Genomic DNA, 25,274 nt, shown 5'->3' on the forward strand with positions numbered 1-25,274 from the left:
ATGACGGCGGCTACATTCCTCGGGATCCTCCTGCGCCGTTGGTACGTAGTGGCCATAGGCCTGGTGCTGGGCCTGGCTGCATTGGGTGCCATCAGGTCCTCCGAGCCCGTCTTCTGGACCGAGGCAGACGTGACGTTCCTGGCCCCCGAACGTGAGCCTGCCTATTGGATCTCAGGGGGCAGCGCCATGACGTTGGTGGACTTCGCGGACATGGTCAAGCGCCGGGTCAACCAGGATTCCGCTGCCGTGGACCTGGTCCTGACGAGCGGAACACTGTACGGCGCCGGAGTCCAGCAGGGCTACTCCGTTACCTTGCCCAACAATGGTGGCCAGTGGAACAAGACCTTCACCCAGCCCGTGCTCAAAGTGCAGGTTGTGGATTCGAGCGCAGAGAAGGTGAACCAGGTGCTGGCGAACGTGCTGGACCGGATCAACGACGCAACCGTCAAGCTGCAAGCCGAAGCCCAGGTCAAAGGTGACCTCATTTCCACCCAGACAACCCCGTCCAAGTCAGAGGTGGTCTTCGGCGGTGGAACTCCCGTCACCCGGCTCAAGGGAGCCGTGGTGCTCGAGGCGCTCTGCCTTGCGGTCACGTCCGTGGCCACCATCTACATCGACCGCATCATGGTCCGCCGCCGCCAGGGCAAGGTGCAACCAAGGGAGGTGTCCGATGATAAGGCCCGGGTCTGAGCGGAACACGCTGCTTGCCAACCCCACACCGCTCGAACCCGCCGAACGCAGGGACGTCTCATCGTTCGTCATTGTCTACCTGCTCCTCGCCTGTGCCATCCCCTCCAACCTGACACTCACCGCCTTGGGGTCCGTGGGCAGGCCCAGCACCCTCTGCGGGCTCCTGGCCTTCGCCTGGTGGTTGCTGTACCAACTGCAGCGCACCAGCCCAAGCCGTGCAGGCACACAAATGGTCCGCAACGCCATGGCGGTTTTCCTGGCCGTAGCGCTGGCCAGCTACGCCCTGGCCATGCTCCACGGAGTCCCTGCACCCGAAACCAGCCCGGCTGACAGCGGCATCATCCGACTGACGAGCTGGGCCGGCATCTTCCTGCTGATCAACGATGGCCTGGCCAGCCGCCGGACCCTGATGAAGGTCCTCCGCGCCCTGGTCCTGGTAGGAACGGGAACAGCACTGCTGGGCCTGCTGCAATTTGCCACAGGCCAGTCACTGGTGGACTGGATCAGCCTTCCCGGGTTCAGCGCCGCCTCAGAGCTCACCGGCGTACAGTCCAGGGGCGGTTTCGTCCGCGCAGCCGGCATGGCCAGCCACCCCCTGGAGTACGGCGTCGTCCTGGTGGCCTCCCTCCCCGTAGCCATTGCTTTCGCTGTGACCGACAGGCACCGCGGCTGGCTCCTCAGATGGGCACCGGCAGCGATCATCTCCGCCGCAGCCGTTCTCTCGGTCTCCCGTTCAGCGCTCACGGCCTTCGCCGTCGCGATCGTCGCCCTGGTTCCGTCGTGGCCCAAAAAGATCCGACGCCGGGCGATGCTCCTGGCCGTCGTCCTGGCTGGAGCCCTGTACGTCCTGACGCCAGGCATGCTGGGTACCCTTCGCGGACTCTTCACCGTGGGAACACAGGACCCCAGCATCAGTTCCCGCACCAGCGCCTACAGCACGGCTTTCGGCATGCTGGCCAACAACCCGGTGGTCGGCCGCGGGTTCGGAACCTTCCTGCCCGACTACGTGATCGTGGATAACCAGTACCTGGGCACCCTCGTGGAACTTGGAGTCCTCGGCCTGCTGGCCTTCCTGGGCGTCATCGCCTGCGCGCTCGCCGCGGCCTGGCGGGGCAGGAAACTCGCCACTGATCCCGCCGGCCAACAGCTCTCCCAAGCGGTCCTGGCCTCAGTAGCAGCAATCGCCGTCACGTTCGCCTTCTTCGATGGCTTGTCCTTCGCCATGTCCGCCAGCGTCCTGTTCTTCATGCTCGGAATCTCCGGAGCGTTGTGGCGGCTGGCCCGCACGGACGCTGCCCTCAAGACCACTCCGCATTGACCACCGGGAATCGGGGAACCATGAACCGCAAGTCCGTGGCAATACTCGGAGCCCTGGCACTGCTCTGCCTCCTTGCCGCTGCCACCATCAGCGGGGGAGCACCCCTGGCAGGCACGGTGCAGCAACCTGAACCAACCCACCCGGCAGGCACTGCGCTGCGCCCCGTGGACGGCGGACCGGACTTCTACGGACAATTCAGTAATCCGCTTCCCACCGATCCGAATTACTTTCCCGTGGGAGTCTGGTTCGAAAGTGCCTTGGAGAAGGACTACGTAGCCAAGGATCTCGCAGCGGGGCTCAACACGTACGTCGTCCTCACACCGGACTCCGACATGGAGCTCATCAAGTCCTCCGGAATGTACGCCATCCCCACCTACCCGGCCGGGACAGCCGCAGGCTTCGCGTTGGGTGACGAGGTGGACATGTGGGCCGGCGGCGGTGACGGCGCGTGGAGCGGCAAATACCCAGGCGAGGGCCCCATCTGCGTTCCCGAACAAGCCAAATGCGGCTACACGGTCCAGGGCCAGCTGCGCGCCGCCGCGCCACAGGGCACCATGGTCTACGCCAACTATGGCAAGGGCGTCACCTTCTGGCTGTCCGACGAACAATCACAAAAGTTCCTTCGCGAGTATCAGGACGTTGTCTCGGCGGACAACTATTGGTTCACGGACCCCAACATCTGCGCCAAGACCGAAGGCGGCGCCATCAACGGCTACCTCCGGGACCTCACCCCCGCACAATGCCGGCTCGCGGCCAACTACGGGTGGACGGTGGAGCGCATCCGCAAACTTACGGGAGGCAACAAACCCGTATGGGCTTTCGTGGAAGCAGGCCACCCGTTCGAAGACTCACCAGCCGCTGCCACCATGACCGGTCCCCAACTGCGTGCCGCCGTATGGAGCAGCCTCATCCACGGTGCCCGGGGAATCGTGTACTTCAACCACAGCTTCGGCGGGGACTGCGTGACCCAGCACGTTCTTCGAGACTGCCCCGGCGACGTGCGGCCCGCCGTCACGGCAGTCAACCACCAGATCAAACAACTCGCCCCGGTGCTCAACGCCCCGTTCCTGGACGGCGCCGCCACCGCATCCGGCCCCGTGGATGTCGCCACGAAACTCCACAACGGGCAGGCCTACGTCTTCTCGGGTGCCAACACCCAAGCCGGAGGCCAAGCCACCTTCCACCTCGCCTGCGGCGGCAGCACCGCCGTCGTGATCGATGAAAACCGCACCATCCCCATCACCGACGCAACGTTCACCGACAATTTCGCCGACGGCAACGCAGTCCACCTCTACCGCATTGAAGGAGGCACCAGCTGCGGCTGGTGACCTACCGGCTGCTGTTGTCCCTCTCCCAGGCAACCGCCGGGGTACCCGGGCGGACTGCACGACGGCGGCCAGCACCTGCGAAGGCGGCATACACCAACGCATCGAACGCGGTCAGCGGACCACGAACCGAATCCACCAATTGCCGCACCGTCCGGGAAGCCGAAGAATCACCCGAGACTGCATCCTGCTGGGCGTTACCCCGGGACGTACGCCGCAGGACGGCCATCAGGGCAGACGGGGAACGGGGTGTCCGAACCACCACCGGTTCCGTGTCCAGGACGGCCTTCTCATCCGCCGTAAACAACCTGTCAACGTAGTAGTCGTCGCCGCTCAACGGCGGAAAAGTCCCCAAGCGGGCGTGTCCCGCCTCGCTGAGCGCATAAGCCCCCGCACCCCACAAGCCCTGCGCGTTACCGGGGATCCTGGTCCTGGCCCTGTAATAGGCGCGGACAAGGAAGGACGCACCCGAGGTGTCATAGCGGTAGGCAGGACGCCCGGCAAGGAGCATACCGTCCGTGAGCGCCGAGAACACGGCAGCCAGGGCGCCGGGCGTCACTTCGATATCGGCATCCAGGTACAACCGCGGCCACAACTGCGCAGCCTCATCAGCGGCGTTCAAAGCCGCCACCTTCGAGGCCGCCTCCACCTCGATGACACGCACGCCGTCATAGGCCGCCGCAATGGCCTCCGTCCCATCCGAACACCCATTGCAGGCAACAATTACCTCCACGGTGCCCCAAGCCAGCACCTCCCGCAACGCATCCAGCGTCCGCCCCATCACGGCGGCCTCATTGTGCGCCGGGATAATCACCGAACCCACCGGATGAACTGCCGGTCCCGCCTCAGGGTAGGTTCCCGCATGGGGCAAGGAGGACCAACGCTTGCGGCTCAGCAACGCCACAGCGGCCTCCCGGTGACCGGGTTTCCCCAGACGCGCAATCTCCGAGCCCAGTACCGCCAGCCGGAAAGCCCCCGAACGCCCACGGCCCAGGTGCTTCTCCGCATACCGCACCCGATTGACAGACATCAGGGCCGACAACTGCGCCGACGATCCCGAGCCGCCCCGCTCATGCCACATCCTGGCTGACGGCTCAAACCAAATCGGGAAGCCCAATTCCCGGACCCGCCGGCAAAAGTCGGTTTCTTCCGAGTAAAGGAAGAACTGTTCGTCCCAGTCGCCCACAGCCGCGGCCACCCTCGCATCGATCAGCAAGGCCGCACCCGTAGCCCACTCCACGGCGTGGGCATACTTGTAACTCTCCGCATCAAAGTCCATCTCGGACAACCACCCGGGCCGTCCGGACAAACGGCTTCCCATGGCCGCGTCGCCCAGCGCTCGCAGGATGCTGGGTTCGCGCCGCAACGAGGGATAGACGGTACCGTCGTCATCGAGGAGAACAGGCACCACCGCTCCGGCGCCGGATGCCGCCATGCGGCGCCGCAGCGCAGCCACCGCGCCAGGTTCGACGCGCAGGTCCGGGTTGAGGATGAGGAAGGCATCCGCCGGACCGGCTGCCCGGAGCCCCGCATTGATTCCACCGGCATACCCCAAGTTGCCGCCTGTGCTCTTGGCAATCACATCGGGATGCCCTGCGAGGGCCGCCATGGTCTCGCCATTGGGTGAGTTGTCCGCCACCACTACCTTGAGCGTCTGGCCAGCCGTTTCGGTGCGGAGGCTCTCGATGAGCGGGCCAATGTCATCGGCGTTGTTGTAGGTGACCACCACGACGGCGATGTCGGCTTGGTCTGCGGCCGACGCGAAGATGCCCGGAGCCTGGCGGGGCGCCTGTGCGGGTAGTTCCTCGGAGCGGGGAACCCCGTGGGCGGTGGAAAGCCCGCTGTCCCGCCTTAGGTGAAGGTAGGCCTCGGGGCCGTCCACGAGGTAGCGATGGGCGAGCCTGCGGGGCTCCAGCATGAGGCGCCACGCCCATTCGAAACCGTGTCCGGCCACCCAGTCCGGTGCCCGCTTGATGTGGCCGGCGAGGAAGTCCACCACGGCGCCGAACGCCAGAAGGACCTTGGCTCCTGTCAGGTGGCCGTACTCGGTGATCCAGAGTTCCTGGCGGGGTTTGCCCAATCCCACCACCAGGAGGTCTGCGTCGCTGGCAGCTATTTCACCTGCCAGTCGCCTCGATGCAGCGGGATCGCTGATCTCGGACCGGTCCGGCGCCCACCAGCCTGCTATGGCCAGTCCCGGACGGTCCTCGGCGAACCGTTGGCGGATCAGCTGCTGGGCCTGCCCGGACCCGCCGATGAAGCCCACGCGCAATCCGAGTCTTTCCGCTTCGTCAAGGAGAGGTCCAACCAGGTCGCTGCCCGCCAGCCGTGGCCAAGGCGTACCGGTGAGGCGCTGGGCTTCCGCGGCAAGGGGAGCACCATCAATCAGGGTGAGCCATTCAACCGCGGAGCCGTCCATGGTTCCTGCCCAACGGCTTCCTGTGCCGAAGTGCCGGATGTGGTCCAGATTCGCTGAGCACACACCCAAGGGCGGTGTTCCCAGATGCGAGGCGCGGTCCATGATGAAGCTGACGGCCTCAGGGAACTCCATGAGCCGGACCGTGGTACCGCCGAGACTAAGCTCCTGGGTCTGCGCGGCCCGCGGCGCTGCTGGCGGGTGGTAACTCAGCCGGTCGGCGAGGACGTGGAAAAGGCCCCCGATGGGGAAGGTCTTTGGCTGCAGCATGATCGGCTCTCCAGACGCAAGGTCTCGCTCGGGTCCAACTCAAGGCATGGACTATTGACCGGCGATCCCTGGCCGCTGCACTGCCTTGGATCGCCGCGGGCAACTGGTGCTGCCCCGTACTTGCTTGAGTTGTCTCCCGGCCCCGTCTGATCGAGGTTGCCGTACGGCCACTGTAGGACGTTTTGTGCCGCAGGGCTAGGGTTCCAGGCCCTGTACATACTCCTTGAGCCGGACTTGTGCCTCCGGCGGCACGAAGCCGGCCGCCTTGATCCTGCCAAGATCCAGCACGCTTCGTCGCGGACGGGGCGACATGCCGGGTTTGGCGTACTCTTCGGTGCTCACCGGGCTCACCAGTCCGGGATCCACGCCGCGGAGCCGGTAGACGTCGCGCGCGATGTCCGCCCACGACTGCACCGGCCCGTCGTTGCTGACGTTGTACGTTCCATAGGGCGCGCCGGTGCCCAGCAAGTGCCGGATGGCCGCGGCGATATCTTCGGCAAACGTCAGGCGCCCCCATTGATCGTCCACGACGGACGGCGCCGCACCGCGCCCGGCCAGTGCCGCCATGGTTCGCACAAAGTTCTTTCCATCGCCTACCACCCAGCTGCTCCGGAGGATGTAGTGCTTGGGCGCCACCGCCGCGGCCGCATCGCCCGCGGCCTTGCTCTGCCCGTAGATGCCCAAAGGACTGGGCTGCTCTTCCTCGCCGTGGATCTCTGCCGTGCCGTCGAAGACGTAGTCGCTGGAGACGTGCACCAAGGTCAGTGAATGGTCGACGGCGGTCCTCGCCAAGTGTGACACCGCGCCGGCGTTAACCTGCCAGGCCGCGGCGCGCCCCTCCGGGGTTTCGGCGGCGTCGACGGCGGTGTAGGCGGCGGCGTTGATGACCGTGGCGTACTTCCGCCAATCGGCCTGGTCAAAGAAGCGGCTGTCGGTGACATCAAAGCCCGCCCGGTCAAAGAAGTCCACGGTGTCCAGGTCCGCGAAGACCTTCCGCAAGGCCGATCCCAGTTGGCCGTTGGCGCCCAGAACCATGGTCCGGAGCGGCTTCATGGGAGCAACCCCGGCCATGGAGGGGTGTTGTTGGTCCTGGGCGGACATGGTGGCTTCGGCCAGGGGGATCGGCCACGGCACAGCGGCAGTGGCATCGGCCAGGTTCAGGAACGTGTATTCGGCCTGGGCTTCGGCGCTCCAATGGTCGTTGACCAAATACGTGTAGGCCGTGTTGTCGTCGAGGGTTTGGAAGGCGTTGCCCACTCCGCGGGGGACGAAGACGGCCTCGCCAGGAGACATTTCGGTGAAGAACACCGTGCCGAATCCGGGACCGCTCCTCAGGTCCACCCACGCTCCGAAGATCCTGCCGGAAGCAACCGAAATGTACTTGTCCCACGGCTCGGCATGGAAACCCCGCGTCGTACCGCGGCGGGCGTTGAAGGAGATGTTGTTCTGCACGGGCCCGAAGTCGGGCAGTCCAAGGGCACCCATGGTCCTGCGGTTCCAGTTCTCCTTGAACCAGCCGCGTTCGTCCGCGTGCACCGGCAGGTCAAACAGCAGTAGACCGCCGATCGGGGTGGACCGGGACGTCAACTTCTTGGGCGTTGCCATCGGGGCTAGTGACCTTGCCCCGCGTACTTCACTTCAGTTTCGGCTTTTTGCGGCCGCCACCAGTCCTCGTTCTCCTGGTACCACTGCACCGTAGCCGCCAGTCCGGCGTCGAAGTCCTCGAACAGTGGCCGCCACCCGAGCTCGCGTCGCAACTTGGTGGAGTCTATGGCGTAGCGCAGGTCGTGGCCTGGGCGGTCCGTGACGAGGTCGTAGGCATCGGATGGTTGGCCCACCAGGTGAAGCAGCTTTTCCACCACCGTGCGGTTGGACTGTTCCCCGTCGGCGCCGATCAAGTAGGTCTCACCAATGCGGCCGCGTTCCAGAATGGCAGCCACGGCCGAAGAATGGTCTTCCACGTGGATCCAGTCCCGGACGTTCAGGCCTTTTCCGTAGAGCCGCGGCCGGTGCCCGTCCAGGAGATTCGTGATCTGGCGGGGAATGAATTTCTCCACGTGCTGGTAGGGCCCGTAATTGTTGGAGCAATTGCTGATGGTGGCCCGCAAGCCGAAGGAACGGACCCAGGCCCGTACCAGCAAGTCCGAACCGGCTTTCGTTGCGGAGTAGGGGCTCGTGGGCCGGTACACCGAATCCTCGGTGAAACGGGTGGGTTCGTCCAGCGCGAGGTCTCCATAAACCTCATCGGTGGAGATGTGGTGGAATCGCGTTCCGTGCTTCCGGGCAGCCTCAATGAGGGTGTAGGTCCCCAAAAGATTGGTGTCCATAAATGGCCTGGGATCCTGCAGGGAATTGTCATTGTGGGATTCCGCCGCGAAATGCACCACCGCATCAACACTGGCCGTAAGCCGGTCCACTAGCACGGAGTCGCAAATATCGCCTTTGATGAATTCGAATCTCTCCGGTGGCAGCCCGACCAGGGATGACTCATTGCCCGCATAGGTCAATTTGTCCAGGACAGTGACATGAACGCTGCCGTGTTCCATGATGTAGTGGACAAAGTTGCATCCGATGAATCCGGCCCCGCCGGTGACAAGGATTCTCTGCATGGCGATAGCGTAACCGCCAGCACCGGTCACGGGCAGGGGAGAGGAGCGCAAAATGCGCGGAATTATTCTGGCAGGTGGAACAGGTTCAAGGCTTCATCCCATCACGCTCGGAATCAGCAAACAATTGGTTCCGGTGTTCGACAAGCCCATGATCTACTACCCGCTCTGCACCCTCATGCTGGCGGGAATCCGCGACATCCTGGTGATCACCACTCCCAGGGACGCCCCGCAATTCGAGAACCTGCTGGGCGATGGCTCGCAGTTCGGTATATCGCTCACGTACGCCCAGCAGCCCACGCCGGACGGCCTGGCGCAGGCTTTCATCCTGGGCGAGGAACACATCGGTGGCGGCAAGGTGGCGCTCATCCTCGGGGACAACATCTTCAACGGCCCCGGCATGGGTGCCCAGCTCCGGCACTATAACGACGTCGATGGCGGCGCCATCTTCGGCTACTGGGTCAAGGACCCGACTGCCTACGGCGTGGTGGAGTTCGACGATGACGGCCTGGCCATCTCGATCGAGGAAAAACCCGCGCAACCAAAGAGCAATTACGCCGTACCGGGTCTCTACTTCTACGACAACGACGTTGTGCCGATGGCCAAGGACCTGGAGCCCTCGCCCCGTGGCGAACTGGAGATCACGGACATCAACAGGAAATACATGGAGCTTGGCAAACTCCACGTCCAGAAGTTCCCACGTGGCACGGCATGGCTGGATACCGGAACCTTCGGCGACCTGAATGACGCTTCGAACTACGTCCGAACCACGGAGAACCGGCAGGGACTGAAAATCGGTGCGCCGGAGGAAGTGGCATGGCGCATGGGCTACCTGAGCGATGACGAACTCCGCCGACAGGCGGCCAAACTGGCCAAGAGCGGCTACGGGAGCTATCTCCTGGACATCCTGGACAGGCGCTAGGAAACGTCTTCCAGGGCCCGTGAAATTTCAGCCGGCAGGACACCCAGTTGCGCGTCGAGGAGTTCCTTGAGTTGGACCGCGTTGCGCGGTCCCACGATGGCGGTGGAGACGCCCGGCCGGGACAGCAGCCAACTCAGTGACACATCCAGCGGCGAGCGTCCCAGGCCCCGCGCCGCCATGGCCACGGCCTCCACTACCCGTGAGGCTTGAGGGTCAAGGTACCGTTCCACGTACGCGGTCAAGCGGCCCTGGGCTGCCCGCGAATCCGTGGGAATCTGTCCGCGGTACTTGCCGCTCAGCACTCCGCGGCCCAGCGGTGCCCATGCCATCAATCCCAGGCCGGCATCTTCGATGGCCGGGACAAGTTCATCTTCCGGCCGGCGCTGGAGGAGCGAGTACTCGGATTGGTTGGCCACGAGGGTGAAGCCGGCAATCGCCGCGGCCTTGGCTGTTTGCCAGCCGTTGTAGTTCGAAATTCCCACGTAGCGCGCCCGGCCGGTTCGCTGGGCCAGTTCAAGCGCGGACAGCGTCTCTTCGAGGGGAACGTTTGGATCCCACTCGTGGGCGAACCAGATGTCAATATAATCGGTGCCGAGCCGCGCCAGGCTGGCGTCCAGGGCAGCCAGCATGGCCCCCCGGGAGGCGTTGATGCTGCGACGGGATTCGGAACTGGACACACCGGCTTTCGTGGAAAGGACCACTTCGGAACGGGCCACCACGTCTCCCAGCATGGAGCCGAGCATGGCTTCGGCCTGACCCTGCGCGTAGGACGCGGCGGTGTCGATCACGGTCCCTCCGCCGTCCACGAAGGCATGCAGGAGCGCGGCGGCTTCCTGTTCGTCCGTCTCTTGTGCCCAGGACATGGTTCCAAGCGACAAAGAGGACACCCGGAACCCACTGTTACCGACATAACGCTGCTGCATGCTGATAGCTTACGGGGAGTTCCCATACTTCATGACGTAGGGTCTATTCACGTGAACTGGATAGAAGCTGCCTTGCTGGGCCTGGTGCAGGGCCTCACCGAATTCCTCCCGATCTCCTCGAGCGCGCACCTGCGGATTGTGGGCTCGTTCCTCCCGAATGCCTCCGATCCCGGTGCCGCGTTCACGGCCATTACGCAGCTCGGCACGGAAACCGCCGTCATTGTCTATTTCTGGCGGGACATCGTCAGGATCATTGGCGCCTGGTTCGGTTCCCTGACAGGCAAAGTGGCCAGGAACAACCCTGACGCCCGGATGGGCTGGCTGGTGATCCTTGGCAGCCTGCCCATCGTCATTTTGGGCCTTTTGTTCCAGGACCAGATCGAGTCCGTTTTCCGCAGCATGTGGATCGTTGCCACCATGCTGATCGTCTTCGGCATGATCCTGGCGGTGGCAGATGCCATCGGCAAGCAGGAGAGGGACCTTTCCCAGCTGAGCTACAAGCACGGCATCCTGTACGGTTTCGCCCAGGCCATGGCGTTGATCCCGGGTGTCTCCCGCTCCGGCGGCACCATCACTGCAGGCCTCCTGATGGGCTACACGCGTGAGGCTGCCGCCCGCTACTCGTTCCTCCTGGCGATCCCCGCGGTGTTCGGCAGTGGCTTTTACCAGCTGTACAAGACAGTCTCCAAGGAAGGGCTCGCTGGACCCTACGGCCTCCCCGAAACTGCCCTGGCCACGGTGATCGCCTTCGTGGTGGGTTACGTCATCATTGGCTGGTTCCTGAAGTTCGTTTCGACCAGGAGCTACCGGCTCTTCGTTTGGTACCGGATCCTGCTGGGCTTGGCGTTGTATGTCCTGCTCGGTTTCGGTGTGATCAGCGCCTAGCACTAAGGTTGACTCGTGAAATCGTGGATCTCCCGCCCTGTTCCTGAGCTGCCCGGCAGCCTGGCGTCCCTGCGCCTTTTCGATACTGCCCTGGGGCAGGTGGTGGAAGTTGGCCACACAGCGGATCAATCCATGTACGTGTGCGGCATCACCCCGTATGACGCTACGCACATGGGCCACGCCGCCAGCTATGTGGCTTTCGACCTCCTCAACCGTGCGTGGCGTGACGCCGGAACCACAGTGTCCTACGTCCAGAACGTGACGGACATTGACGATCCCCTCCTGGAGCGGGCCAATGCCACCGGCGTGGACTGGCGGGAGCTTGCAGCGAGCCAGATCGAGCTGTTCCACACTGACATGGATGCCCTCAACGTCCTTGCTCCGGACCACTACGTCGGTGCCGTGGAGGCCATCCCGGATATTGTGCCCGCGGTGGAGCGGTTGATCGCCGACGGCGTCGCGTACCGGGTCCAGGGTGCGGACGGCGAACCTGACGGCGACGTCTATTACGACGTCGAAACGGCCGGCAAGCGCTCGGACGCCACCGATGCCTGGACCCTGGGCGACGTCTCCGGTCTGGGCGAAGCGGAAATGCTGGAGCTCTTCGCCGAGCGTGGCGGCGACCCGGCCCGGCCGGGAAAGCGCCAGGCCCTCGACCCCTTGCTGTGGCGCGTAGCCCGCGAGGGCGAGCCGAGCTGGCCGGGTGCCAGCCTCGGTGACGGCCGGCCCGGCTGGCACATCGAGTGTACGGTGATCGCCCAGAAGTACCTCCCGGCACCGTTCACTGTCCAGGGTGGTGGCTCCGACCTCATCTTCCCGCACCACGAAATGGGAGCCGGCCACGCCTACTCTTTGGCCCATGTTCCCCTCGCACGGCATTACGCCCACGCCGGCATGGTGGGCCTCGACGGCGAAAAAATGAGCAAGTCCAAGGGCAACCTCGTCCTCGTTTCCAAACTTCGCGCCGCCGGGGAAGAACCTGCGGCCATCCGCCTGGCCATCCTTGCCCACCACTACCGTTCCGATTGGTCCTGGACTGCGGAGGGTTTTGCTGAGGCCAAGCAGCGGCTGGCCACGTGGCGCGAGGCAGCCCTCAAGGCACCTGCGGAATCGGCCACGCCGCTTCTTGCAGCCATGCGCACGGAGCTGGCCAACGACCTGAACGCTCCAGGTGCCATCGCCGCCGTCGATCATTGGGCACAATCGGCTCTCACCGCAGGCGCCTCCACGGCCTCGCCCGTGGACAGCGCCCTGGTGACGGACGCCCTGAACGCCTTGCTCGGCGTCGAACTCTGACCGAAGAGCACCAAAGGAAGCGGCCCTGACGGATATCCGTCAGGGCCGCTTCGTTGCCAAACCCAGCAGCAGCGGACCGCCTAGGGACGTTCCTTACCCCGCCGTTTGAGATAGCGTTCGAATTCCCGGGCAATGGACTCTCCGGAGGCCTCGGGGAGGTCCGCAGTGTCCTTGGCTTCCTCAAGTTGGCGGACGTAGGCCGCGATCTCCGGATCTTCCGTGGCGAGTTCGTCCACGCCGCGTTCCCACGCTTCCGATTCTTCGGCCAGCGCCCGGCTGTCCAGGGGCACCTGCAGCAAGTCCTCGATCTTGTGGAGGATTGCCAACTGCGCCTTGGGCGAAGGCGGCTGGGCCACGTAATGGGGGACTGCTGCCCACAGCGAAACGGTGGGTAGTCCCGCAAGCATGGCAAACTCGGCCAGCACGCCCACAATGCCCACGGGTCCTTCGTATTGGGAGGCTTCCAGGTTCAGGCGCTCCCGGAGCGGGTTGTCCTCGGTGGTGGTGCTCACGGGGATGGGCCGGCTGTGTGGCACGTCCGCCAGCAGGGCGCCCACCAAGATGACGGAGTCAACCTTCAAGGCCTCTGCGTGGACCAACAACTCGGTGGTGTAGGCGCGCCAACGGTAGGACGGCTCGGTGCCGAGAACGAAGACCACGTCAACGTTGCTGTCCGGTATGGATGCCTTGTAGATCCGGGTGGACGGCCATTTGACTTTGCGGACTCCCGACGACGAACGCCTTACCGTGGGGCGGGTGAATTGGAAGTCGTAGTACTCCTCGGCATCAACCGTGCCCACCTTCTTGCCATCCCACAATTTATTCAAGTAGTGCAAGGCATCGCTGGCGGCCTCTCCGGCGTCGTTCCAGCCTTCAAACGCGGCGATCATTACGGTGACACGTTGGCCTTCCGCGGGTTCCTTGAGGAAACGCTCGGGCTCCGCTGCGGTGTCCTGTCCTTCTGGGGTCCCGTCCACACTGTTCATCCACTCACCCTACGTCCAAGACCCTCGTAGATGCATGGCATTTCAACGGGGCGCGTCCCCGGTCTTCGCCCACAGCACAAGCACGGCAAGGTGCGCCCCATGTTCCACGTAGACTTGAAGCCATGCATTCCTCACCCAGCCAGCCCTTCCTCAAAGCCGTGCTCTGGGATATGGATGGCACCCTCGTGGACACCGAACCCTACTGGATCGCCGCTGAGCGGGCCCTCGTGGAGGCCCACGGCGGCACGTGGTCCCACCAGCAGGCCATGCAATTGGTAGGCCAATCCCTGCTCCATTCTGCGGCGATACTGCAAGCGGCAGGCGTCCGGCTCGAGGCCCGTGAAATCATCGACACCCTCAGCTCCCAAGTGATCCAGCAGGTCCGCAACCAAGTTCCGTGGCGGCCCGGGGCCCGCGAGCTCCTGGAGGATCTCCACCAGGCCGGCATCCGCTGCGCGCTGGTCACCATGTCCGAAGGCCCTTTGGCCAGCGTGGTGGTGGAAAGCCTGCCCAAGCCCTATTTCGAATTCCTCGTCACCGGGGACACCGTGACCAACGGCAAGCCCCATCCCGAGGCCTACCTGACGGCAGTCGACCGCCTGCGGCTCGACGATCCAACGCTGACCATCAACCATTGCGTCGCCCTGGAGGATTCGGTTCCGGGTGCCACCGCTGCCATGGCATCCGGTGTCATCACCATCGGCGTTCCACACCAGGTTCCGCTGCCCGACGATGCCCGCATGGTCCTCTGGGACACCCTGGTGGGCAGGTCCGCCACTGATGTGGGGAACCTTGTCCTTGACCGCTTCGCAGGAGCAAACCTGCTTGAAGGGGCCAACTAAGTGAGCAGTCCCTCCGCACCGCACCATGCCGCCAGCAAGCGGGACGGCATACCCCTGGGCAGAATCGCCGGAATCCCCGTGTACCTGGCCTACTCGTGGTTCGTGATCGCCGGGTTTACGGTGATCGTTTACGGTCCGGCTGTGTTGGTTCAATTTCCTGGATTGGGTATTGGCGCGTACTTCGTGGCCTTTGGTTACGCACTGTTGCTGGCCGCATCCGTTTTGGTTCACGAGCTTGCGCACGCTTTGAGTGCCAAGGCCTTTAAATGGCCAACGGAAAAGATTGTCCTCAATCTTTGGGGCGGGCACACGCAATTCCAGAACTTCACGGCATCCCCCGGCCGTGCGGTCGTGGTGGCCATGGCCGGCCCCGCGTCCAACTTCATCCTCGCCGGGGCTTTGGCACCGTTCGTGTTCGGCCACGCCTTCCACGGCGTCGTTGAGATGCTGGCGAACATTCTCATGTGGGCCAATTTCCTGATCGGCATCTTCAACGTCTTGCCGGGAACCCCTCTGGACGGGGGACGCCTCGTCGAGTCTGCCGTGTGGAAGGCAACCGGAAGCCAGGACAAGGGCACTATCGCCGCAGGGTGGTCGGGACGTGTCATAGCGGTAGCCCTGTTTCTCTGGTTCATTGCCCGGCCCTTCCTCAGCGGGGAGCGTTTGGACATCAACCTCATGTTGATCACCTTGCTGGTCTGCGGCTTCCTCTGGATGGGCGCATCCAGTTCCATCCAGCATGGTCGCCTCCGCAGTCGCCTCTACCTGGTGAGCGCCGGCGGACTGGCCGATCCCGCCGTCGGCATCCCCAACTCCGCCAGCGTCGCGGACGTGGTGGCCATGTCACCGGAGGGACGTCCCGCCGTCGTGATCTGTGGTCCGGACGGTAAGCCGCAGGGCGTTGTGGACACCGGTGCGACCGCCGCCGTGCCGCCCTATGCGTTGGAAACGACGCCGGTCACGGCCGTGGCGCACGCCCTCGCCGCCGGCGCCTACGTGCCGGAATGGTCCAAGGGCCAGGAGCTGATCCAGTACCTTGCCAGGCTGGACGGCAACGAATATGCCGTGGTGGACCACAACGGTATGGTCACCGGTTTGCTCCGGCAGCAGGCTGTGGTGACGGCCATAACAGGTAAGGAAGCCCGCGGAAGCGGGCGGGCCTGACGCCTTGGCCGGTAGAGTTACATGCCGGCCCGAAAAGATCCAGACGAATTTTTGGCGCCCTCAGGGCAGCGATACACGGCGGCACGGCCGCACAGGAGCGAGGAACATCAGATGAGCAGCGAAACCGCCGCGGAAACGGCCACCACTGCCACAGGCGTAAGTCCGACGGCCCAAGCAACCGGCGCTGCACGGCGCCGCGGACCCTTCCGCGTCGGTGAGCGCGTCCAACTCACTGACGAGCGCGGCCGTATGAACACCATCACGCTTGAGGTGGGCGGCGCCTTCCACACGCACCGTGGGTTCCTGAACCACGATGAAATCATCGGTAAGGTGGACGGTTCGGTGGTCAGCAACAACATCGGACAGCAATACCAAACGCTGCGCCCGCTGCTTTCGGACTTCGTTTTGTCCATGCCGCGCGGTGCTGCCGTGGTGTATCCCAAGGACGCCGGCCAGATCGTCACCATGGCGGACATCTTCCCTGGCGCCCGCGTGGTGGAGGCCGGCGTTGGCTCCGGCGCCCTTTCGATCTCCCTGCTGAGGGCCGTTGGCGACGGCGGGTACCTCCACTCGTTCGAACGTCGCGAGGAATTCGCGGACATTGCCCGCGGAAACGTGGAGACCATCTTCGGTGGGCCGCACCCTGCGTGGCAGATTTCTCTGGGTGACTTCCAGGAAGAAGTGGTCAAGGCCGAGGCCCCGGGTTCGGTGGACCGCGTGGTCCTGGACATGCTGGCACCGTGGGAATGCCTCGATGCCGTGGCTACCGTCCTGGCACCGGGCGGCGTCTGGATCAACTACGTGGCCACCGTGACCCAGTTGTCCCGGACCGCCGAGGCCATCAGGGCCGACGGCCGCTTCACTGAGCCGGATGCCTGGGAATCCATGGTCCGCGGCTGGCACCTTGAGGGACTGGCTGTCCGCCCGGACCACCGCATGGTGGCCCACACCGGTTTCCTCCTGGTGACCCGGCGCCTGGCCGATGGCGTCCAAGGCATTTCCGTGAAGCGCCGTCCGTCCAAGACCGAGTTCAGCGAAGAGGATTTGAACGCCTGGACCCCCGGTGCCGTGGGGGAGCGCTCCGTCTCGGACAAGAAGCTTCGCCGTGCGGCCCGTGACGCAATCGCCGGCACCAACGTCCAGGACGATCCGCCGGTCACAAACTGACAAAGGTCACAATAGGGTCCGCATTCCGGATGTCTCCCAGCACCCTGAGCTTTTCGGGACTAAGGTCTTGTTAAGCGCAGGAAGGGGCTGATGAATCGTGGATACGTCGAACAACGACATTGGACGGCCGACGCCGGAAGAAGCAAACGCAGCAGCGGAAGAGGCTGCCCGCCGAAGGCTTGCCGCCATCCAACCGCCTGACCCTTCGAGTGAACTTACGGTGGCCGAACGGCAGATCAACATCCTTCGGGACAAACTCCGCCATATCGACCGCCAGTTGGCTGCTGCCACGCAGAACAACACCAAGCTCGTCACCATGCTGGAAACGGCCAAGGCTGAGATTCTTCGGCTGAAGGGCGCGTTGGAGCAGGAGGGGCAGCCCCCTTACAGCTTTGGCACCGTGGTCCAGATCAATCCGCGGCGGCAGCCAACGGCAGGCAATTCGGGCCAGGCCGCCACGGAGGAATCCGTGGATATCTTCAATGCCGGCCGGAAGATGCGCGTGGGCATCAGCCCCTTGGTTAACGTCAACCAGCTCGCTGTGGGCCAGGAAGTCCTCTTGAATGAGGCTCTCCTGGTGGTCGCGGGCCTGGGATATGAGCGCGCCGGGGAACTGGTGACGCTGAAGGAACTCCTTGGCCGGGACCGTGCCTTGGTGGTGGGCCGCGCGGACGAAGAGCGTGTTGTCCGCCTCTCCGGCGCCCTACAGAACGTGCACCTCAAGGTGGGCGACGCGCTCTCGCTTGATTCGCGGACGGGTTATGCCTTGGAGAAGGTGCCGCGCGCCGAGGTGGAAAACCTGGTCCTTGAGGAAGTTCCGGACATCACCTACCAGGACATCGGTGGCTTGGGGCCGCAGATCGAACAGATCCGCGACGCCGTCGAGCTGCCGTTCCTGCACCCGGACCTGTACCGCGAACACGGCCTGAAGGCTCCGAAGGGCATCCTGCTCTACGGTCCTCCGGGCTGCGGCAAAACGCTCATTGCCAAGGCCGTTGCCAATTCCCTGGCCGCACGCGCAGCCGAGCGCGCCGGGAACACGGACCTCAAGAGCTACTTCCTGAACATCAAGGGTCCCGAGCTGCTGGACAAGTACGTCGGCGAGACGGAGCGGCACATCCGCCTCATCTTCTCCCGGGCCCGCGAGAAAGCCTCGGATGGCAGCCCGGTAGTGGTGTTCTTCGATGAGATGGACTCGCTGTTCCGCACCCGCGGCACCGGGGTGTCCTCCGACGTCGAAACCACCATCGTGCCCCAGCTCCTGAGCGAGATCGACGGCGTGGAGCGGCTGGACAATGTGATCGTCATCGGTGCATCCAACCGTGAGGACATGATCGACCCCGCCATCCTGCGGCCGGGCCGCCTGGACGTCAAGGTCAAGATCCAGCGCCCGGACGCCGAAGCTGCAGCAGACATTTTCGGCAAGTACATCACCACCGACCTGCCGTTCCATGCCCAGGACCTCGCGGAGTACGGCGGTGATGTCCAGGCAACCGTGGATGCCATGATCCAGCGCACCGTGGAGGCCATGTACTCCACCGAAAAGTCCAACGAGTACCTCGAAGTGACGTACGCCAACGGCGATACGGAAATGCTCTACTTCAAGGACTTCAACTCCGGTGCCGTGGTCCAGAACGTGGTTGACCGGGCGAAGAAGTACGCCATCAAGGACCTCCTGACCAACCACCAGAAGGGCCTGCGGATCGACCACCTGCTCCGGGCCGTCGTCGACGAGTTCCGCGAGCACGAGGACATGCCCAACACCACCAACCCGGATGACTGGGCCCGGATCTCGGGCAAGAAGGGTGAAAGGATCACCTACATCCGCACCATCGTGCAGGGCAAGGCAGGCCAGGAGCCTGGCAAGTCCATCGAAACCACTGCCAACACGGGCCAGTACCTGTGACAGCTCGGCCCGAGGGACAAACCCAGGAGAAACTGCCTGTTGGCGGCGCCATGCGGGTGATGGGCTCGGAAACGGAATACGGCATCCACGCCCCTTCCGCCCCCGGCGCCAACGCCACCATGATGTCCGCGCGCATCATCCAGGCCTATGCCACCGTCACCCGGCAGCGAGCTGCCGGCGGCGCGGAAACGCGCTGGGACTACACGGACGAAGAACCGTTGCATGACGCCCGCGGCTGGACGCTGGAACGTTCGGCGGCGGATCCAAGCCAACTCACGGACCAGCCGCCAGTGCTCGACGCCGAGGCAGTCGCCTTGGCGTACGGGCGGCAGGAGTTGGAACTCGATGGGGCTGACGAATCCGGATCACTCCTGATGAACATGGTGCTCGGAAACGGTGCCCGGCTCTACGTGGACCACGCGCACCCCGAATACTCGAGCCCGGAGGTAACCAACCCCCGTGACGCGGTGACGTGGGATGCTGCCGGCGACCTGGTTGCTTTGGCCACGGTTCGGAAGGTTGCCGCGGACACCAGCCTTCCGCCGATCAACCTTTACAAGAACAACACGGACAACAAGGCAGTGTCCTACGGCTCGCACGAGAACTACCTCATGCCGAGGTCCGTGCCCTTCGGTGACATCATTCGCGGACTGACGCCGTTCTTCGTTTCCCGCCAAGTGGTGTGCGGTGCCGGGAGGGTGGGCCGAGGCCAGGACAGTTCCACCTCCGGTTACCAGATCAGCCAACGTGCCGACTTCTTCGAAGCGGAAGTCGGCCTGGAAACCACCATCCGGCGTCCCATCATCAACACCAGGGATGAGCCACATGCCACGGCGGACAAATACCGGCGCCTGCACGTCATCATCGGCGACGCGAACCTCAGCCAGGTGTCCAACTACCTGAAGTTCGGGACCACGGCCATGGTGTTGAGCCTGATCGAAGCGGGACAGGCGCCCAGGATCGAGGTCCACGAGCCTGTCCAGGCGCTTCAGGCCATCAGCCATGACACAACGCTCACCACCTCCGTAAGGCTCCTTGACGGAAGGCGCGTCACGGCGCTGGACATTCAATGGATGTACTTCGAGGCCGCCGCGAAACTGGCACAGGAGACGGGCGTGGCCGACTCCGTGACCGGCGACGGCCATACCCACGAGGTCCTTGAGCGCTGGGAGTCAATCCTCACCGCGCTGGGTACCGATCCTGCCTCCGCGGCTGCGTCCGTGGAGTGGGTTGCCAAGAAATCCATCCTGGAGGGCTACCGGAACCGGGACAAGCTCGAATGGGGAGACGCACGGCTGGGCCTGGTGGATCTTCAGTGGTCCGACATCCGGCCGGAAAAGGGCCTCTACTACCGGCTTCTCTCGCGGGACCGCATGGCGCGGATCGTCGACGACGCCGCCATCACCAGGGCGGTGGGCGAACCGCCGTCGGACACCAGGGCCTACTTCCGGGGACGGTGCGTCTCGACGTTCGGCAAGGACGTGGTGGGGGCGAGTTGGGACTCCGTGATTTTCGATGTCCCGGGCCTTGGCAAGCTGCAGCGTGTCCCCACAAGGGAACCCCTCCGCGGCACCCAGGCCCTCACGGGTGGGCTGTTCGACAGGCACAGCGAAGCAGGCTCTTTCCTGGCCGAATTGCTGGGGCAAACCCCCCTGCCGCCCAAGGCCTAGGGCACCGCCCGGCACGGCAATAATGGTGGCCCGGCAAAGCCGGGCACGGCAGCCCGCAGCGTGGCAGTATGGCAGTAGGAAGTCCCCATTTGGGGGACTGACAGTAGGGAGAAAGAAAATGGCAGCTCAGGAGCAACAGCAACCGCAGTCGCGGGACACCGAGGCCGAGGTAGACGTCCCCGAGGCCCCGCCTGCGGCCCCCGAAGCCCAGGCTTCGGACGCTACCCAGGGCGTGGACGACCTCCTCGACGAGATTGACGGCGTGCTCGAATCGAACGCCGAAGAGTTCGTCAGGGCATTTGTCCAAAAGGGCGGCCAGTAACCCGTCCCGGACACAGGATGTAGGGCCCGTTCGGCGAGAGGCCGCCGGGCATTGGAACGCGAGTCGAAGGAGTGCAGCAATGCAGGACCCATCAATCGGCCCCCTGGCCACCCAGGCAACGTCTTCATTCACGGAGCATCTCCAACGCTCGCGTCCCGAACTTCTTCCCTTCAATCAATCCCTTCCGGCGGGCGCCGTTCCCGCCGCGCCGCATGCCACAACCATCGTGGCCATGACGTACGCCGGGGGAGTCCTCATGGCCGGCGACCGGCGCGCGACCATGGGCAATGTCATCGCCAGCCGCCATATCGAGAAAGTCTTCCCGGCTGACGATTACTCCGTTCTGGGAATTGCAGGCACTGCAGGCCTCGCCATCGACATCACCCGCCTCTTCCAGGTGGAACTGGAACACTACGAGAAAATCGAGGGCACCCTCCTCAGCCTCGTGGGGAAGGCAAACCGCCTGGGCGCCATGATCCGCGGCAACCTGCCCATGGCAATGCAAGGCATGGCCGTCATACCGCTCTTCGCCGGCTTCGACCACGTGTCCTCTACCGGACGGCTGTTCTCCTATGACCTGACGGGCGGGCGCTACGAGGAGTATGAGCACCACTCTGTTGGCTCTGGCTCTGTCTTCGCCCGTGGGGCTTTGAAGAAACTTTGGAAGCCCAACCTCTCCGAGGAAGCGGCCGTTGCCGTGGCCGTTGAAGCCCTGTACGACGCCGCGGACGACGATTCCGCAACGGGCGGCCCGGATCCGGTCCGCCAGCTGTATCCCGTGATCTATGCCGTGAACCGGGCAGGCCACCGCCGGGTTCCGGAAAGGGACCTGGCTGTGATTTCCTCGGCCATCGTGGAATCGCGGGCCATCGCCGGACGGGAGGCCTGAAATGACGCAGCAATTCTACGTTTCGCCTGAACAGCTGATGAAGGACCGGGCGGATTTTGCCCGGAAAGGCATCGCAAGGGGCCGGTCGGTCATCGTGATCTCCTGCTCTGAAGGCATCGCGCTGGTGGCCGAGAACCCCTCACCGTCCCTCCACAAGATCGGTGAAATCTACGACAAGATCGCCTTCGCGGCGGTGGGCAAGTACAACGAGTTCGAGAGCCTCCGGCAGGCAGGTGTGCGGTATGCCGATGTCCGGGGCTACTCCTACGACCGTGAAGACGTGACTGCCCGTGGGCTCGCCAGTGTCTATGCCCAAAGCCTGGGCGCCGTGTTCACCGCTGAACAGAAGCCCTTCGAGGTTGAACTCGCCGTGGCCGAGGTCGGCCTGCGCCAGGACAAAGACCACCTGTACAGGCTGACGTTCGACGGTTCCATCGCGGACGAAAATGGCTTCGTGGTGATGGGTGGCGTGGCCGAGCAAATCTCGGATGTGGTGCGGGGTTCCTGGGATCCTGAACTGGACTTCGCCGGCGCCATGAGATTGGCGCTGCGGGCGCTGGCTGCGGACAAGGACGTTGAAAGTCTTCCTGCTACCGCCGTGGAGGCCGCTGTCCTGCACAGGGCCTCGGAGAGCAGCAGGGGAACGCGGAGATCTTTCCGCCGCCTTCTCCCTGAGGATACGGCCCAACTGATCACTGAGGAGGCCTGAGATGGACAAACGCATTTTCGGTATAGAAACAGAATTCGGAATCTCGTATTCGAGCCCGGATTCGCGTCCCCTGGCTCCTGAAGAAGTGGCCCGCTACCTGTTCCGTAAAGTGGTCAGCTGGGGCAGGTCGTCCAATGTCTTCCTGACCAACGGATCCCGGCTCTACCTGGACGTTGGTTCGCACCCGGAGTACGCCACTGCAGAATGTGACGACCTCGCCCAGCTCATCGCCCACGACAGGGCGGGAGAGCTGATCCTCGACGACCTCGTCGATGAGGCACAGGCCCGGCTCGCCGCCGAGGGTTTCAACGGAACGGTGTACCTGTTCAAGAACAACACCGATTCCGCCGGCAATTCCTACGGCAGCCACGAGAACTACCTCATTCCACGCAGGGGAGAGTTCTCCAGGCTCGCGGAAATCCTGATTCCTTTCCTGGTGACCAGGCAGTTGATCGCCGGTGCCGGCAAGGTCCTCAAGACACCGCACGGCGCCACCTTTGCGTTCTCCCAAAGGGCCGACCATATCTGGGAAGGCGTTTCCTCCGCGACCACCCGTTCGCGTCCCATCATCAACACGCGCGACGAACCCCATGCCGACGCCGAGTTCTACCGCCGCCTGCACGTGATCGTCGGGGACTCGAACATGTCAGAGACCACGGCACTGCTCAAGGTGGGCACCGTGGACCTGATCCTTCGCATGATCGAGGCTGGAGTCATCATGCGGGACATGCGCATGGAGAACCCGATCCGGAGCATCCGTGAAATATCGCATGACCTGACCGGCCGGGCTTTGGTCCGTTTGGCCAACGGCAGGCAACTTTCCGCGCTGGACATCCAACGTGAGTACCTGGGCAAAGTGACGGAGTTCGTTGCGGCAAATGGTGCGCACAACCCCCACGTTCCCCTGATCCTCGACCTCTGGACCCGCACGCTGGATGCCATCGAAAGCGGTGACACCAGTTCGATCGACACCGAAGTTGACTGGGCCATCAAGAAGAAGCTCATGGACGGTTACATGCGCCGCCACGATCTCAGCCTCGATTCGCCCCGGATCGCCCAGTTGGACCTGACGTACCACGACATCTCCCGGCAACGCGGATTGTTCTTCCTCCTCCAGTCACGTGGTGCTGCCCGCCGCCTGGTCACAGAGACCGAGGTGAAGGACGCAGTGGACGCTCCACCACAGACCACGCGCGCCAAACTGCGTGGGGATTTTGTCCGCAGGGCCCAGGAACTTGGGCGCGACTATACGGTTGACTGGGTCCATTTGAAGCTCAATGACCGTGCCCACCAAACCATCCTGTGCAAGGATCCCTTCCGCAGCGTGGACGAAAGGGTGGACGCCCTGCTGGACTCTATGAGCTGACTCCCAGCTTCGCCGGTTACTCTGGATGTTGGTCTCTTTCCAAAGAGGCACCTGATCGGACGCGGCGCGCCCCCGCGATTGCCTGCGATTCCGAATGTCCTCTGTCCCGACGAAAGTGTCTTTTGTGCGACGACTCCTAGCAATACTGATTCCTGCCCTTCTGCTCATGACGGCGTGTGGGGGAGGAGGAAGCACCCCTGCTGCCGAGCCCACCAGCCAGTCCACCGGCGACGTCTCAAAGCTCTCTTCGCTGAAGGTGACCGACAATGGTGACGACAAAGCCCCCGGCCTCGACTTCACCAAGCCCCTGGCCGTCACCGAGCCCACCGTCAAGGTGGTGGACGAAGGCGGCGGAGAAACCATCAAGGCAGGCCAGACGGCTGAGCTGGCGTACATTGCCGTGGACGGTACTGACGGCAAGACCCTGGAGGACACCTACGCCCAAGGGCCCCAGCCGATTGAACTCAACGACGACTTGAAGGCCGGCAACGCGGCCATCTATAACGCCATTGTCGGTGCAAAGATCGGTTCCCATGTTGCTTTCGCGGCTCCCGGAAACGCCTCTACCGGCGAGTCCACCACCACCCAGCTGGTTGTCTTCAAGCTGCTCTCCGCCAAGGACACCCCGAAGGCCCTCGACAAGCCGGAAGGCGAAACCGTTACTCCTCCGGCAGGCCTGCCCACCGTCAAGGAAAACGACAAGGGCATCCCCGAGATCTCCGTGGACGGCGTCGCGGCTCCCAAGGAGCTCATCGCCCAGGACCTGATCAAGGGCACCGGCGCGGCCGTCAAGGCCACGGACACGCTGACCGTGAACTACGTGGGCGTCAACCTCGTTGGCGGTGAGAAGTTCGATTCCAGCTTTGACCGCGGCGAGTCCACTAGTTTCCCTCTCTCCGGCGTGATCAAGGGCTGGACCCAGGGCCTGACCGGCAAGACCGTTGGTTCCCGCGTACTCCTGGTCATCCCGCAGGACCTCGCGTACGGCGCGGAAGGATCCGGCAAGGCCAAGGGCGACCTCGTCTTCGTCGTGGATATCCTCGGCGTCAAGTAACAGGAGCCACCACGCCAGGCACTGGCTTAGGCTGGAACCTGACACCCGACTACTTCAAGGAGCAACCATGTCATTTGGACAGCGCGATTACGACCGCACCAAGCCGGAGATCGACTTCCCTGAGGGCGAGGTCCCCACGGAACTGCGCATCACCGACATCATCGAAGGCACCGGCGCCGAGGCCAAGGCCGGGGACACCGTTTCCACGCACTACGTCGGCGTAGCCTGGTCCACCGGTGAAGAATTCGACGCTTCCTGGGGCCGCGGTGCACCGCTGGACTTCCGCGTCGGCGTAGGCCAGGTTATCCAGGGCTGGGACCAGGGATTGCTGGGCATGAAGGTTGGCGGCCGTCGCCGCCTCGAGATTCCCTCCGAGCTTGCCTACGGCTCGCGCGGTGCAGGCGGAGCCATCAAGCCCAACGAGGCCCTGATCTTCGTCGTGGACCTCGTAGCCGTCCGCTAGGCGAAGCAGAACACCAAGGCGCGTCACCTCCGGTTCAGCCAGCAGGTGACGCGCCTTGCTGTTTTTCGTCGGGTGTTTAGTAACG

General features: G+C 64.0%; 22 protein-coding genes. 17 read left to right on the forward strand and 5 right to left on the reverse strand.

What is annotated here, in order from left to right:
* Genes ACH488_RS01850 through ACH488_RS01860 form a run of 3 tightly spaced genes read left to right on the forward strand, consistent with a single transcriptional unit; the run spans position 1 to position 3,336 of the window.
* Entirely contained in the window at positions 1-690 is a 690-nt protein-coding gene (locus ACH488_RS01850; protein WP_397321840.1) for a hypothetical protein, read from the forward strand.
* Entirely contained in the window at positions 671-2,008 is a 1,338-nt protein-coding gene (locus tag ACH488_RS01855; protein WP_397321841.1) for an O-antigen ligase family protein, read from the forward strand. Before ACH488_RS01850 ends, ACH488_RS01855 begins: the two co-directional genes overlap by 20 nt.
* 20 nt (positions 2,009-2,028) lie before the next feature.
* Positions 2,029-3,336, forward strand: a complete 1,308-nt coding sequence (locus tag ACH488_RS01860; protein ID WP_397321842.1) for a hypothetical protein — start codon at positions 2,029-2,031, stop codon at positions 3,334-3,336.
* 1 nt (position 3,337) lies between these two features.
* On the opposite strand, the gene ACH488_RS01865 is transcribed toward ACH488_RS01860, so the two are convergent.
* The 3 genes from ACH488_RS01865 to rfbB form a co-directional block, all read right to left on the reverse strand.
* Positions 3,338-6,019 carry a WecB/TagA/CpsF family glycosyltransferase gene (locus ACH488_RS01865; protein WP_397321844.1) on the reverse strand — a complete coding sequence of 894 codons (2,682 nt, stop codon included), beginning with the start codon at positions 6,017-6,019 and terminating at the stop codon, positions 3,338-3,340.
* Positions 6,020-6,214: 195 nt separating this feature from the next.
* Positions 6,215-7,624: a sugar nucleotide-binding protein gene (locus ACH488_RS01870; protein WP_397321845.1), complete on the reverse strand. Its 1,410-nt coding sequence runs from the start codon at positions 7,622-7,624 to the stop codon at positions 6,215-6,217.
* A gap of 5 nt (positions 7,625-7,629) precedes the next feature.
* Complete coding sequence (rfbB, locus tag ACH488_RS01875) at positions 7,630-8,628, reverse strand: dTDP-glucose 4,6-dehydratase (protein ID WP_397321846.1); 999 nt, start codon at positions 8,626-8,628, stop codon at positions 7,630-7,632.
* A 52-nt stretch (positions 8,629-8,680) separates the two neighbouring features.
* On the opposite strand from rfbB, the gene rfbA reads away from it, so the two are divergent.
* On the forward strand, positions 8,681-9,547 hold the full coding sequence (rfbA, locus tag ACH488_RS01880) for a glucose-1-phosphate thymidylyltransferase RfbA (protein ID WP_397321847.1): 867 nt from the start codon (positions 8,681-8,683) through the stop codon (positions 9,545-9,547).
* Here the strand turns inward: rfbA and ACH488_RS01885 are convergent.
* Positions 9,544-10,470 (reverse strand): aldo/keto reductase, encoded by a 927-nt coding sequence (locus ACH488_RS01885; protein ID WP_397321849.1) that lies wholly within the window; start codon positions 10,468-10,470, stop codon positions 9,544-9,546. The genes rfbA and ACH488_RS01885 overlap by 4 nt on opposite strands.
* Positions 10,471-10,521: 51 nt before the next feature.
* Here ACH488_RS01885 and ACH488_RS01890 point away from each other — a divergent pair, with 51 nt between their 5' ends.
* Entirely contained in the window at positions 10,522-11,355 is an 834-nt protein-coding gene (locus ACH488_RS01890) for an undecaprenyl-diphosphate phosphatase (RefSeq protein WP_397321850.1), read from the forward strand.
* Between the two features lie 15 nt (positions 11,356-11,370).
* Positions 11,371-12,651, forward strand: a complete 1,281-nt coding sequence (mshC, locus tag ACH488_RS01895) for a cysteine--1-D-myo-inosityl 2-amino-2-deoxy-alpha-D-glucopyranoside ligase (protein WP_397321851.1) — start codon at positions 11,371-11,373, stop codon at positions 12,649-12,651.
* Positions 12,652-12,731: 80 nt separating this feature from the next.
* Here mshC and ACH488_RS01900 read toward each other — a convergent pair whose 3' ends face one another.
* The gene (locus tag ACH488_RS01900; protein WP_397321852.1) at positions 12,732-13,637 is read right to left on the reverse strand and encodes a PAC2 family protein; all 906 of its coding nucleotides are present in this window, start codon (positions 13,635-13,637) and stop codon (positions 12,732-12,734) included.
* A 122-nt stretch (positions 13,638-13,759) separates the two neighbouring features.
* Between ACH488_RS01900 and ACH488_RS01905 the strand changes: the two genes are divergently transcribed.
* From ACH488_RS01905 to ACH488_RS01955, 11 genes are all read left to right on the forward strand, one after another.
* Positions 13,760-14,479, forward strand: coding sequence for an HAD family hydrolase (locus ACH488_RS01905; RefSeq protein ID WP_397321853.1), 720 nt, complete (start codon positions 13,760-13,762; stop codon positions 14,477-14,479).
* On the forward strand, positions 14,480-15,643 hold the full coding sequence (locus ACH488_RS01910; RefSeq protein ID WP_397321855.1) for a site-2 protease family protein: 1,164 nt from the start codon (positions 14,480-14,482) through the stop codon (positions 15,641-15,643).
* Between the two features lie 111 nt (positions 15,644-15,754).
* Positions 15,755-16,810: a tRNA (adenine-N1)-methyltransferase gene (locus ACH488_RS01915; RefSeq protein WP_397321857.1), complete on the forward strand. Its 1,056-nt coding sequence runs from the start codon at positions 15,755-15,757 to the stop codon at positions 16,808-16,810.
* 97 nt (positions 16,811-16,907) lie between these two features.
* The gene (arc, locus tag ACH488_RS01920; protein WP_397321858.1) at positions 16,908-18,716 is read left to right on the forward strand and encodes a proteasome ATPase; all 1,809 of its coding nucleotides are present in this window, start codon (positions 16,908-16,910) and stop codon (positions 18,714-18,716) included.
* Complete coding sequence (dop, locus tag ACH488_RS01925) at positions 18,713-20,386, forward strand: depupylase/deamidase Dop (protein WP_397321860.1); 1,674 nt, start codon at positions 18,713-18,715, stop codon at positions 20,384-20,386. The genes arc and dop overlap by 4 nt, the downstream gene beginning before the upstream one ends.
* Positions 20,387-20,504: 118 nt before the next feature.
* Positions 20,505-20,708, forward strand: coding sequence for a ubiquitin-like protein Pup (locus ACH488_RS01930; protein ID WP_397321862.1), 204 nt, complete (start codon positions 20,505-20,507; stop codon positions 20,706-20,708).
* Positions 20,709-20,787: 79 nt separating this feature from the next.
* A complete protein-coding gene (gene prcB / locus ACH488_RS01935; RefSeq protein ID WP_397321863.1) occupies positions 20,788-21,597 on the forward strand; it encodes a proteasome subunit beta in 810 nt (269 codons plus the stop codon).
* A gap of 1 nt (position 21,598) precedes the next feature.
* Positions 21,599-22,306, forward strand: coding sequence for a proteasome subunit alpha (gene prcA / locus ACH488_RS01940; protein WP_397321864.1), 708 nt, complete (start codon positions 21,599-21,601; stop codon positions 22,304-22,306).
* Position 22,307: 1 nt separating this feature from the next.
* Positions 22,308-23,672, forward strand: coding sequence for a Pup--protein ligase (gene pafA / locus ACH488_RS01945; RefSeq protein WP_397321866.1), 1,365 nt, complete (start codon positions 22,308-22,310; stop codon positions 23,670-23,672).
* Between the two features lie 124 nt (positions 23,673-23,796).
* On the forward strand, positions 23,797-24,726 hold the full coding sequence (locus tag ACH488_RS01950; protein ID WP_397321867.1) for an FKBP-type peptidyl-prolyl cis-trans isomerase: 930 nt from the start codon (positions 23,797-23,799) through the stop codon (positions 24,724-24,726).
* A 67-nt stretch (positions 24,727-24,793) separates the two neighbouring features.
* Positions 24,794-25,189 (forward strand): FKBP-type peptidyl-prolyl cis-trans isomerase, encoded by a 396-nt coding sequence (locus ACH488_RS01955; RefSeq protein WP_397321868.1) that lies wholly within the window; start codon positions 24,794-24,796, stop codon positions 25,187-25,189.
* The last annotated feature ends 85 nt before the right edge of the window (positions 25,190-25,274 follow it).

Source organism: Paenarthrobacter sp. NPDC018779 (assembly GCF_044391085.1).
GTDB lineage: Bacteria > Actinomycetota > Actinomycetes > Actinomycetales > Micrococcaceae > Arthrobacter.

Excerpts from the sequence above, each read along its gene's own strand:
- ACH488_RS01850 (WP_397321840.1), top strand. The coding sequence starts at position 1 with ATGACGGCGGCTACATTCCTCGGGATCCTCCTGCGCCGTTGGTACGTA.
- ACH488_RS01855 (WP_397321841.1), top strand. The coding sequence starts at position 671 with ATGATAAGGCCCGGGTCTGAGCGGAACACGCTGCTTGCCAACCCCACA.
- ACH488_RS01860 (WP_397321842.1), top strand. The coding sequence starts at position 2,029 with ATGAACCGCAAGTCCGTGGCAATACTCGGAGCCCTGGCACTGCTCTGC.
- ACH488_RS01865 (WP_397321844.1), bottom strand. The coding sequence starts at position 6,019 with ATGCTGCAGCCAAAGACCTTCCCCATCGGGGGCCTTTTCCACGTCCTC.
- ACH488_RS01870 (WP_397321845.1), bottom strand. The coding sequence starts at position 7,624 with ATGGCAACGCCCAAGAAGTTGACGTCCCGGTCCACCCCGATCGGCGGT.
- rfbB (WP_397321846.1), bottom strand. The coding sequence starts at position 8,628 with ATGCAGAGAATCCTTGTCACCGGCGGGGCCGGATTCATCGGATGCAAC.
- rfbA (WP_397321847.1), top strand. The coding sequence starts at position 8,681 with ATGCGCGGAATTATTCTGGCAGGTGGAACAGGTTCAAGGCTTCATCCC.
- ACH488_RS01885 (WP_397321849.1), bottom strand. The coding sequence starts at position 10,470 with ATGCAGCAGCGTTATGTCGGTAACAGTGGGTTCCGGGTGTCCTCTTTG.
- ACH488_RS01900 (WP_397321852.1), bottom strand. The coding sequence starts at position 13,637 with ATGAACAGTGTGGACGGGACCCCAGAAGGACAGGACACCGCAGCGGAG.
- ACH488_RS01905 (WP_397321853.1), top strand. The coding sequence starts at position 13,760 with ATGCATTCCTCACCCAGCCAGCCCTTCCTCAAAGCCGTGCTCTGGGAT.
- ACH488_RS01915 (WP_397321857.1), top strand. The coding sequence starts at position 15,755 with ATGAGCAGCGAAACCGCCGCGGAAACGGCCACCACTGCCACAGGCGTA.
- ACH488_RS01930 (WP_397321862.1), top strand. The coding sequence starts at position 20,505 with ATGGCAGCTCAGGAGCAACAGCAACCGCAGTCGCGGGACACCGAGGCC.
- prcB (WP_397321863.1), top strand. The coding sequence starts at position 20,788 with ATGCAGGACCCATCAATCGGCCCCCTGGCCACCCAGGCAACGTCTTCA.
- prcA (WP_397321864.1), top strand. The coding sequence starts at position 21,599 with ATGACGCAGCAATTCTACGTTTCGCCTGAACAGCTGATGAAGGACCGG.
- pafA (WP_397321866.1), top strand. The coding sequence starts at position 22,308 with ATGGACAAACGCATTTTCGGTATAGAAACAGAATTCGGAATCTCGTAT.
- ACH488_RS01955 (WP_397321868.1), top strand. The coding sequence starts at position 24,794 with ATGTCATTTGGACAGCGCGATTACGACCGCACCAAGCCGGAGATCGAC.